The 11,128-nt window shown below is 62.8% G+C and carries 6 protein-coding genes; 2 read left to right on the top strand and 4 right to left on the bottom strand.

Annotated elements, in window-relative coordinates; all coding sequences use genetic code 11:
- Positions 1 to 4,646, top strand: a 4,646-nt coding sequence (locus tag HNO86_RS18680; RefSeq protein WP_175378409.1) for an S-layer family protein, incomplete at its 5' end; no start/stop codon positions are given.
- A gap of 119 nt (positions 4,647 to 4,765) precedes the next feature.
- Here the strand turns inward: HNO86_RS18680 and lapD are convergent.
- The 4 genes from lapD to HNO86_RS18660 all read right to left on the bottom strand — a co-directional run bounded on the left by lapD (position 4,766) and on the right by HNO86_RS18660 (position 8,575).
- Positions 4,766 to 6,706, bottom strand: a complete 1,941-nt coding sequence (lapD, locus tag HNO86_RS18675) for a cyclic di-GMP receptor LapD (protein WP_175378408.1) — start codon at positions 6,704 to 6,706, stop codon at positions 4,766 to 4,768.
- 22 nt (positions 6,707 to 6,728) lie between these two features.
- Positions 6,729 to 7,436, bottom strand: a complete 708-nt coding sequence (gene lapG, locus HNO86_RS18670; RefSeq protein ID WP_175378407.1) for a cysteine protease LapG — start codon at positions 7,434 to 7,436, stop codon at positions 6,729 to 6,731.
- Between the two features lie 145 nt (positions 7,437 to 7,581).
- Positions 7,582 to 7,977, bottom strand: coding sequence for a YbaN family protein (locus HNO86_RS18665; protein ID WP_175378406.1), 396 nt, complete (start codon positions 7,975 to 7,977; stop codon positions 7,582 to 7,584).
- Between the two features lie 10 nt (positions 7,978 to 7,987).
- On the bottom strand, positions 7,988 to 8,575 hold the full coding sequence (locus tag HNO86_RS18660) for a YecA family protein (RefSeq protein WP_175378405.1): 588 nt from the start codon (positions 8,573 to 8,575) through the stop codon (positions 7,988 to 7,990).
- A 367-nt stretch (positions 8,576 to 8,942) separates the two neighbouring features.
- Between HNO86_RS18660 and recQ the strand changes: the two genes are divergently transcribed.
- On the top strand, positions 8,943 to 11,069 hold the full coding sequence (gene recQ, locus HNO86_RS18655) for a DNA helicase RecQ (protein WP_175378404.1): 2,127 nt from the start codon (positions 8,943 to 8,945) through the stop codon (positions 11,067 to 11,069).
- The last annotated feature ends 59 nt before the right edge of the window (positions 11,070 to 11,128 follow it).

Raw genomic sequence — 11,128 nt, 5'->3', positions numbered from 1 at the left:
AGCTCAGCCTCAACGGCAACGTGCTGACCAACGACGTGCAAGGCGCCGACCGCGTACCGACTGGCCCAAGCGCCGGCCCGGTCACGCCCGGCACTTTCGTCGGCACCTACGGCACCCTGGTGCTGAACGCCAACGGCACCTACACCTACACCCTCAACACCAGTGACGCCGACTTCAAAGCGCTACACGGCGGCGGTAATGGCACCGAAACCTTCGCCTACACCCTCACCGACGCTGACGGCGATACCAGCACCGCCAATCTGGTGCTGAACATCCACAACAATGACGACCCGGTGATCGTCAGAGGTCTGGATGTGTGTGGTGGCGAGCTGACCGTCTACGAGAAAAACCTCAGCGACGGCACCAACCCCAACGCACCGGCACTGACCCAAAGCGGCACCTTTACCGTCACCGCAGCCGACGGCCTGCAAACCCTGACCGTGGGCGGCATCAATGTAGTCACTGGCGGCGTCGCGGCCGGCTTCCCACAATCGATCACCACGCCGTTGGGCAGCACCCTGACCATCACCGGCTACAACCCGACCACGGGCGTGGTCAGCTACAGCTACACCCTGGTGGACAACGAGGCGCATCCGACCGCCAACGGCGCCAACAGCCTCACCGAAAACTTTAACGTGGTGGCGACCGACACCGACGGCGATTCGGCCAGTGGCCAGATCAACGTCAACATCGTCGACGACGTGCCCAAGGCGGTGAACGACAGCAATACGGGAACCGCTTCGGAAACCCAACTCACCCTCAATGGCAACGTGCTGAGCAACGACGCGCAAGGTGCCGACCGCGTAACGACCGGCCCCAGCAGCGGACCCGTCACGGCAGGGACCTTCGTCGGTACCTACGGCACCCTGGTGCTCAATGCCAACGGCACTTACACCTACACCCTCAACCCCAACGATGCCGACTTCAAGGCCCTGCACGGCGGCGGCAGCGGTACGGAAAGCTTCACCTACACCCTCACCGATGCCGACGGCGACACCAGCACCGCCAACCTGGTGCTGAAGGTCTACAACAACAACGACGGCGTCACGCTCAACGGTCTGGATGTGTATGGCGGCGAGATCACTGTCTACGAGAAAAACCTCAGTGACGGCACCAGCCCCAATTCATCGGCGCTGACCCAGAGTGGCACGTTCACCGTCAACGCACCGGACGGCCTGCAGACCCTGACCGTGGGCGGCATCAACGTGGTCATCGGCGGTGTGGCGGCGGGCTTCCCGCAATCGATCGTCACGCCGTTGGGCAGCACCCTGACCATCACCGGCTACAACGCGACCACGGGCGTGGTCAGCTACAGCTACACCCTGGTGGACAACGAGGCGCATCCAACCGCCAACGGCGCCAACAGCATCACCGAGAACTTCAACGTGGTGGCCACCGACGGCGATGGCAGTTCGGCCAGCGGACAGATCAACGTCAACATCGTCGACGACTTGCCAACCGCCAAGGCCGATACGTCTTCGGTGGCGGAGGGCGGTACCGTCAACATCAGCGTACTGGGCAACGACATCAGCGGTGCCGATGGCCCGGCGACCGTGATCGGCGTGCGTGCCGGCGGCAATACCTCGACCTCGGCGGTCGGCGGCCTGGGCAGCAACATCAATGGCACCTACGGCTACCTGACCCTCGATGCCGCGGGTAACGCGGTCTATCACAGCAACCCGAACTCGGTCAGCCCGGCGGGGGCCACCGATACCTTCACCTACACCGTGCGCGATGCCGACGGCGACGAAAGCACCACCACCATCACCATCAACGTGTCCGACAGCAACATCAAGGCGGTCACCGATACCGATGTGACGGTCTACGAAAAAGCCCTCGACCTGACCAAGGATGGCCAGGATCTGGCGGCGGGCAACGTGACCGGCAGCGACCCAGGCAGCACCGGCGAAACCTCCAGCGGAACCCTGGTCGGTTCGGTGACCGGCGGCAGCGGCGCGATCACCTACACCCTGGTCGGCAGCGCCACCGGGACCTACGGGCAGATCCTGCTCAACCCCAACGGCACCTACACCTACACCCTGACCTCGGCGCCGAAAACCTCGCCGGGTGCCAACGACGGTGCCAATACGCTGACTGAAACCTTCACCTACAAGGCCACCGATGCGCTGGGCAACAGCACCACCAGCACCATCGTGGTCAACATCGTCGATGACGTGCCCAAGGCGGTGGCGTCGGAGCGCTCGGTGGCGGCAGTGGAGGTCGACACCAACCTGCTGCTGGTGATCGACGTGTCCGGCAGTATGGCCGACAACTCCGGCGTGGGCGGACTGTCGCGCCTGGACCTGGCCAAGCAGGCGATCAGCGCGCTGCTCGACAAGTACGACGACCTGGGCGACGTCAAAGTGCAGATCGTCACCTTCAGCAGCAACGCCACCGACAAGACTTCGATCTGGGTGGACGTCGCGACGGCCAAGTCGATCGTGGCCGGCCTGTCGGCGGGCGGCGGCACCAACTACGACGCGGCGGTGGCGATGGCGCAAACCGCGTTCAACACCAACGGCAAGCTGACGGGGGCGCAGAACGTCGGTTACTTCTTCTCCGACGGCAAGCCCAACGAAGGATCGATTGGCGGCGGGGACGAGACGGCCTGGAAAAACTTCCTCATCGACAAGCAAATCAATAACTACGCGATCGGCCTGGGCTCGGGTGTTGGCAGCGGCGACCTCAACCCGTTGGCCTATGACGGCACCGGCACGGGCACCAATACCAACGCGGTGATCGTCACCGACCTCAACCAGCTCAACTCGGTGCTGTCGGGCACCGTGGCGGGCGCGCCGGTCACCGGTTCGCTGCTGGGCGATGGCGCGACCTTCGGTGCCGACGGCGGCTTCATCAAGTCCATCACGGTCGATGGCACCACCTACACCTACGATCCGAAAGGCAACAGCAACCAGGGCTCGCTGACCTTCAGCGGCGGCGCCAACCATGGCACCTTCAACACCGTCAACAACACCCTGAGCATCGCCACCGACAACAAGGGCACGCTGGTGGTGAACCTCGATACCGGCGAGTACAGCTACACCTCGCAGAAAGCCACTTCGGTGCTGATCACCGAAAACATCGGCTTCACCCTCAGCGACAACGACGGCGATCTCGCCAGCTCCACCCTGGTGGTCAAGGTCATTCCGAATGCGGCGCCGGTGGCGGGCGATGACCACATCATCACCAACATGCTGTCCAGCAACGTGGTGGTGCCGGCGGATGTGCTGCTGGCCAACGACAAGGATGCCGATGGCGATCCGATCAAGGCGTCGCCGACCACCTTCAACACCGGGTGGACCAGCAAGGCGGCGGACTTTACCGGCACCGGAGCGATCGACTTCTCGGGCAGCGGCGTCAAGCCGTCCAACCAGGTCCTGGCCGATGTGCGCAATTCCTTCGCGGCCAATGCGGCAACCATGACTGCGTTGCTGGTGATCAGTGGCTACCTTGGGCCGGTCACCAACGCTAATGCCAACGATGAGGACAAGATCACCGTCAACCTCAAACAGGGCGAAACCCTCAACCTGGACCACAACCTGGCCGCCGGCCACATCACCATGGAGTACTCCATCAACGGTGGTAACTGGATTGCCATCGGCGATGGCCAGACCATCACCGCGGCGTCGGACGGTGTGTACCAGATCCATATCACCAACATCACCAACACCTCCGGCAGCAATACCAATGCGGCGGAGAACTACCAGCTGACCATGACGCTCAACTACGCCGGCGCCCATGACACCACTCCGGACTACCACGGTACCTACACCACCAGCGACGACCATGGCGGCAGCGCCAATGGCAACGTGACCATCAGCTACCAGGATGGACACACCCTCACCGGGACTTCCGGCGACGACACGTTGGTGGCGGGCAATGGCGACAACATCCTCAATGCCGGCGACGGCAACGACATCCTCACCGCCGGCACCGGCAACAACGAGCTGCATGGCGGGGCGGGTAATGACCTGCTGTTCAGCGGTCCGGGCAACGATCTGCTCGACGGCGGCACCGGCAACGATACCGCCAGCTACGCTCATGCCACGTCCGGGGTGACGGTGAACCTGGGCGTGACCACGGCGCAGAACACACTCGGCGCCGGTACCGACACCCTGACGGGGATCGAGAACCTGGTGGGTTCCAACTTCAACGACAACCTGACCGGCGACAACAACAGCAACGTCATCACCGGCGGCCTGGGCAACGACGTGCTCAATGGCGGGGGAGGCGACGACTTCCTGATCGGTGGCCTGGGCAACAACACCCTGACTGGCGGCAGCGGCGCCGACACCTTCCAGTGGCTCAAGGGCAACAGCGGCCACGACGTGGTCACCGACTTCACGCCGGGCACCGACAAACTCGACCTGTCGCAACTGCTGCAAGGGGAGAACGGCACCGCGGCCTCGCTGGATGACTACCTGCACTTCACCGTCAGCGGCAGCGGCGCATCGGTGGTGACCAGCATCGATGTCAGCGCCATGGCCGGCGCCGCGCCGAACCAGACCATCGACCTGGCCGGCGTCAACCTGGCCAGCCATTACGGGGTCACGCCAGGGGCGGGCGGGGTGGTCTCCGGGCCGGACACGGCGACCATCATCAACGGCATGCTCAATGATCATTCGTTGAAGGTGGATACCGTGTAATTGCCCCATCTCTCCTTGCAGGCGCTGGCGCAGGCTGCGATCTTTTGATTTTGATTTTTTGAAGATCAAAAGATCGCAGCCTTCGGCAGCGCCTGCAAAAGGGATGTGCAGTGCCGTGGCTACATGGGTTCCGGCGGCCCGATCAGCCTTCCCATCACCCCGAACACCCCCAGCTCCCGGATGACTTGCAGCTCACCCTGGGTCTCGACCATTTCCGCAATCAGCGGCAAATCGATGCTGTTGGTCGCCCTGAAGATCGCCTCGATGAACAGTCGTTTATCCCGCTGCTCATCGATACGCCGGATGTAGGCGCCATCGATTTTCAGGTAAGCCAGACCCAGCTGAGTGAGGTTGCCGATCTGGCTGAAGCTGCCGCCGAAATGCTGAAGGCCCAGGCGGTAATTGGTGTCGAGCAGGGCGTGGCTCAGGCGCTGCAGTTCGTCGGGCGGCGGCAGTTGGCGTTCGTCGATTTCCAGGGTCAGCAACGGCGCCAGTTCCGGCAGTGAATCGAGCATGTCGAGGATCAACCGCAGCTGCGTCTGATCGCGCAGGGTACTGCCGGACAGGCTCAGCGCCAACGGCCAGCGATTGACCGCCAGGTAATCGAGTGTCGCCTCGAGCATGGCCAGATCGAAGCGGGCGGACCAGCCCAGGCGCTCGATCCACGGCAGGAACTGCCCGGCGGCAATCGCCTGGCCCTGGGGATCGAGCAGGCGGGCGAGGACCTTGTGATGCAGCACTTCGCTGGTGTCGGCGCATTGCACCACCGGCTGAAAGTACAGTTGCAACCTGTCGTGGGTCAGGGCGTCGTCGATCCAGCTGCGCCAATCATGTGGGGCGTGATGGATTGCAGAGTCCTCATGACTCAGCTGCGCCCAGGGGCGTTCGGGCTGGAGCCGGGCCTGGGCCAGCGCCTGATCGAGGCGCATCAATACATCGCTGGCCAGTTCACCCGGACGGAAGACGACGATGCCCACGTGCGCGACGGGCAGGCAATCGCTGGCACCGGTCTGGCGCAGGTTTTCCAGGGTGGCACTGAGCTCCGCAGCCAGACGCGCCGCATCTTCGGCATTCAGCCCCGGCGTCAGCAGACTGAATTCGCCCCCACGATTGCGCGCCGCCAGCCAGGTGCGGCGTTCCGGCAGTCCGGTCAGGCGCTTGAGCAGTTCGCCGACGGCGCTGATCAACGCATCGGTTCGCTGGCCGCCAAGGCGCTGGTTGAGCCCAGTCAGGTCGTTGAGTCGCAGCATCAACAGGTGACCTTCGCCATGGTGCTCGGCCAACAGCAGATGGTCGGCCAGCTGTTCATCGAGCAAGCGTCGATTGGCCAGCCCGGTCAGGCTGTCCCGGTAGGACTCGTCGCGCAATTGCTCGCTGCGCGCCGCTTCTTCGCTGAACAGCGCCTTGAGCTTCTCGACCATCTGATTCATCGCCAGCACCACCCGTTTCAACTCGGGCGTGCGCGGCAGTTTCGGCAGGCTCAGGAACTCGCGCTTGCTGATGGCTTCGGCCTGTTTGACCAGGGTGTCAAGGGGGCGAAGTTGCCGGCGCAGCAGCCAGCCCCCGAACACCGCGCTCAGCAGGCCGCAGATCAGCAGCCAGATCAGGCTGCCCAGGGTGCTGTCCCAGAGTTTGGCCAGGGCGAATTGCGGGTTGCTCAGCACTTCGACCCGCGCCGCCTGTTCCCAGCCGCGCATGATCAGTGCATCACCGCCCTGATGGCGCAGGTTGACCAGACGAATGAACCAGCCCGGCACGCCCTCGATCCGCTTCGACGCATTGCGTTCCACCAGTACACGCTGATCGCGGTTGTCGATGATGCGGATGCTGCTGAAGTAGCCACTGTCGAAAATCGAGCTGACCATCAACTCCATCATCGCCGGGTCATCGACCTGCGCGGTCAGCGACAGGCCCAGGGCGGTGGCCGCGTCCTGGGCATGGGAGCGCAACTGGCCGAGGGTCTGTTCGCGGGAGCTTTCCAGACTGACAAAAAAACTGCCGCTGAACGCCACCACCAGGAACAGGCAGATGGCGAGAAACAACTGATTGCGCAGTTTCATGACACGCTCCTTGCTCGGGCTTTCAGCCGTCGCCGACGGGGAAGCCTTCGGCCTGCATTTTTTTCAGTACGTCCTGCCAGCGCGACAGCTTTTTCGAGTCGCTGCTGCGTTTGCCGCCATTGGCGCCCGGCAGGTACAGGCCTTCGGCGTTGAAGGCGTAAACCGGCAGCAGATCCTTGCGTTGCGAAGCGGGGCGGATGTCGCTGATCAGGTTGTCCAGCACCAGCGGGTCGGCGGTGGGGCTGCTGTAGAAGGTCAAGACCATGTGCGCCTGATTCTGGGTCAGTGCCTTGACGTAGGTGATGCGCAGTTTTTCGCTGGGAATTCCCAGCTCGCGCAGGCTGAAATATTTCGCCAGGGCGTAGTCTTCGCAATCGGCGGCGCCCTTGACCAGAGCCTCGACGGGGGTGGCCCAGTAGTCGGTCTGACGCCAGATCCGTGTGTCGTCCTGAAAGCTCAGTTGCTGATTGAAGAAGCGATTGACGGTATTCAACTGTTCGCGCTCGGGGGCATTGCGTTCGCCCTGCAGCATCTGGCTCCAGGCCTCTATCCGCCCCCGCGCCGGGCCGAGGTTGCCGTAGCGTTTTTCGGCGGTTTGCAGGATCTGCGCGAAATCCCAGTCGGCGCGGACCATGCCGAGCCCGGCCAACAGAAATACGCCCAGCAACAGCCACCCGCCGAACCGAAGCCGGGGCGCTGACCATCCTGGACTACGCGGACTGCGGAGCATGTGTGTCTGCTCGGGGGGCGGATTGGTGAAGTCTAGGTGGTGTTTGGGTGGGGGGAGGGTAGATCGTCGTTTTTCGATGTCTGGTTTGGGTACATATCCGTTTCTGCGGTAACGGCTCTGCCCCCAATCCCAATCCCAAAAAACCTCAGGACTTGCGCAAAGTCTTCTGCCGAAGAATATAAACCGTCACCAACACCGCACTGGTCAACATGAACCCCCGCGCCCAGGGCATCGGCACCAGATAGCAGGAAAACAGAATACTGACCCACATCAACCCAATGGCATACACCTTGCCCTTGAGCGGAATGCCATTGCCATCCAGATAATCGCGAATCCACGGCCCGAGACGAGGGTGATGCACCAGCCAGTGGTAGAAGCGCGGCGAACTGCGGGCAAAGCAGGCGGCGGCCAGCAGCAGGAAAGGAGTAGTGGGCAGTACCGGCAGGAAAATCCCGATTACCCCCAGCACTACGCTCAGCCAGCCGATGGCCAGCAGCACGTAGCGCAACATCAGGGGGCGGTTGCCTATGGGGTTGTCCATAGGCGGGACCTTAGTGGTGACGAGGCTTGAGGATCGCCGGTTTTTCGTCCGGTGCGTTGCACAGCAGGTACAGCGCAGTCAGGGCTTCAGGGATTTGAACGATCATGTCGTCCATCAGGTTGGCGTCAGCGGCGATGTCGGAGAACTCCGGTTGCTCGTCAAACAGGCCCGAACCGACCATGATCGGCAGCAGCATTTCGCTGACTTCGTCTTCGGCGGTTTCGAACCAGGCTTCCTCGCGCAGGAACACGCCTTCCATGAAGCCGATGCACCAGCCGCGCAGGTCGGAATCGTCCGGGTCTTCGCCCAGGTCCAGGTCGCAAGGCAACTCGAACTCTTCATCGGAGGCCAGCTGGCGCGCGATGTGGGCCTTGAGGGCCAGCAGGGTGGATTCGATGGCTTCACGCTCGATGTCGTCGGCGTAATGCGGCTCTTCGGCGAAGAGCGCGTCGATCCATTCGCGATCGGGAACGGGTTCGGAACAGATCGACAGGGCAGTGAGGTAGCCGTGGGCGGCCACATAGTCCAGAGCCTCGTCATGCAGTTCATCGGCGTCGAGGAAGGCTTGCAGGCGGGTGAGTTGCTCAGCGAAGGACATTAAAGGGCTACCTTGGGGAATGTGCGATGCGGGAATTCTAGGCCTTCTTGAGCCTCGGGGCCAGCCGCGCGGCATATTTGCTTTGCCCCTTTCCCGTAGGAGCTGCCGAAGGCTGCGATCTTTTGATTTTGTTTCAAAAACAGGATCAAAAGATCGCAGCCTTCGGCTGCTCCTACAGGTCGTATCTCTTCCAAGTGGCACCCTTTGCACAGGAGCGCTCGGGTATACTCGCGCGTTTTGTGATGCCCTGCCGGCTTCACGGCTGGAATGTGAAGCCCCATGTAATGCGCACTTACGATTCGACGGTGCAGCGTTGCCGGTTCTGAACCAGCCTTGCAGGGATGTTTCGGTGATTTTTGGAGTTTTTATGCTCGAACAGGCTCAACGCGTCCTCAAGGACATCTTCGGCTACGACAGTTTCCGTGGCCGTCAGGGTGCAATCATTGAGCGCGTGGCCAGTGGCGGCGATGCCCTGGTGCTGATGCCTACCGGTGGTGGCAAGTCCCTGTGCTTCCAGGTCCCGGCGCTGTTGCGCGACGGCCTGGCGGTGGTGGTTTCGCCGCTGATCGCCCTGATGGACGATCAGGTCGCCACCCTCGAAGAGCTGGGCGTGGCCGCGGCCGCCTTGAACTCCACCTTGAGTGCCGAGCAGCAACGCGACCTGGCCGCGCGCATCCGTCGCGGCGAGGTGAAAATGCTCTACCTCGCCCCGGAACGCCTGGTCCAGCCGCGGATGATGTCCTTCCTGCAGGGCCTGAACATTGCCCTGTTCGCCATCGACGAGGCCCACTGCGTATCGCAATGGGGTCACGACTTCCGCCCGGAATACCTGCAACTGGGTCAACTGGCGGAAATGTTTCCCGATGTGCCGCGCATCGCCCTGACCGCCACCGCCGACAAGCGGACCCGCGAAGAAATCGTCACCCGCCTGCACCTGCAGAACGCCGAGCGTTTCCTGTCGAGCTTCGACCGACCGAACATTTTTTACCGCATCGTGCCCAAGGAACAGCCGCGCAAGCAGTTGCTGGCGTTCCTCGCCGAGCGCCGCGGCGATGCGGGCATTGTCTATTGCCTGTCGCGCAAGAAAGTCGAGGAAGTCGCGGCATTTCTCACCGAACAGGGCTTCCCGGCACTGCCTTACCACGCCGGCCTGCCCAACGACCTGCGTGCCTACCATCAGAAGCGCTTCCTCAACGAGGAAGGCCTGATCATGGTCGCCACCGTGGCGTTCGGCATGGGCATCGACAAACCCAACGTACGCTTCGTCGCGCACCTCGACCTGCCGAAATCCCTCGAGGCCTATTACCAGGAAACCGGTCGCGGCGGCCGTGACGGCCTGCCGGCGGACGCCTGGATGGCCTACGGCCTGCAAGATCTGGTGATGCTCAAGCAGATGCTGCAGAACTCCGAAGGTGACGAGCGCCACAAGCGCCTGGAGCAGCACAAGCTCGACGCCATGCTCTCGCTGTGCGAAGAGACCCGCTGCCGCCGTCAGGCGCTGCTGGCCTACTTCGACGAGGAAATGCCCGAGCCGTGCGGCCACTGCGACAACTGCGTCGATGGCGTGCAGACCTGGGATGCCACCGAGCCTGCGCGACAGGCGTTGTCGGCGATCTTCCGCACCGGTCAGCGCTATGGCGTCGGCCATCTGGTGGACGTATTGCTCGGCAAGGACAACGAGAAGGTGCGCAGCTTCGGCCATCAGCACCTGTCGGTCTACGGCGTCGGCAAGGCCCTGGGCGAAAGCGAATGGCGTTCGCTGTTCCGCCAACTGGTGGCTCGCGGGCTGGCGGACGTTGATCACGAAGGCTACGGCGGGCTGCGTCTGAGCGACACTTGCCGACCGCTGCTCAAGGGCGAAGTGACCCTGGAACTGCGCCGCGATCTCAAGGCGCAGACCACCCCCAAAACCAGCAAGAGCCAGGCCAGCCAACTGGTGCGTGGCGAAGAGCGCGAACAATGGGAAGCCCTGCGCGCCCTGCGTCGCAAGCTCGCCGAAGAGCATGGCGTGCCGCCATACGTCATCTTCCCCGATTCGACCTTGCTGGAAATGCTGCGCAGCCAGCCGACCTCGCTGGCGGAAATGGCCCGGGTCAGTGGCGTTGGCGCCCGCAAGCTGGAGCGCTATGGCGAGGCGTTCCTGGAAGTGCTCGGTGGACAGGTCGAAGCGCCGAAGCCGGTGGCCGACCTGCGCCACGAACTGATCACCCTGGCGCGGGCCGGCATGACGCCGCTGCAGATCGCCGGTCAACTGCAATGCTCGGAAAAGAACGTCTACGCCATGCTCGCCGAAGCCATCGGCAAGCAGCAACTGTCGCTGGAACAGGCGCTGGATCTGCCGGAAGACTTGCTGGGTGAAGTTCAGGATGCGTTTCTGGACGGCGAAGGCGAATTGCCATCGGTTTCGGAGATTTCCGAACTCTTCGCAGGGCGAGTGCCGGAAGGGGTGCTGTACTGCGTCCGAGCTGCCCTTCAGTCGGAATTCGAGATTTAAGCCACTGTTTTTGAACGCGGAATCGCTGATGTAACGATTCAGTACAGAACAGGCCTTGC

Source organism: Pseudomonas sp. C1C7, from assembly GCF_013359595.1.
GTDB lineage: Bacteria > Pseudomonadota > Gammaproteobacteria > Pseudomonadales > Pseudomonadaceae > Aquipseudomonas.
The sequence above is the reverse complement of the archived record's forward strand: the minus strand, read 5'-3'. Positions and strand labels throughout refer to the sequence as shown.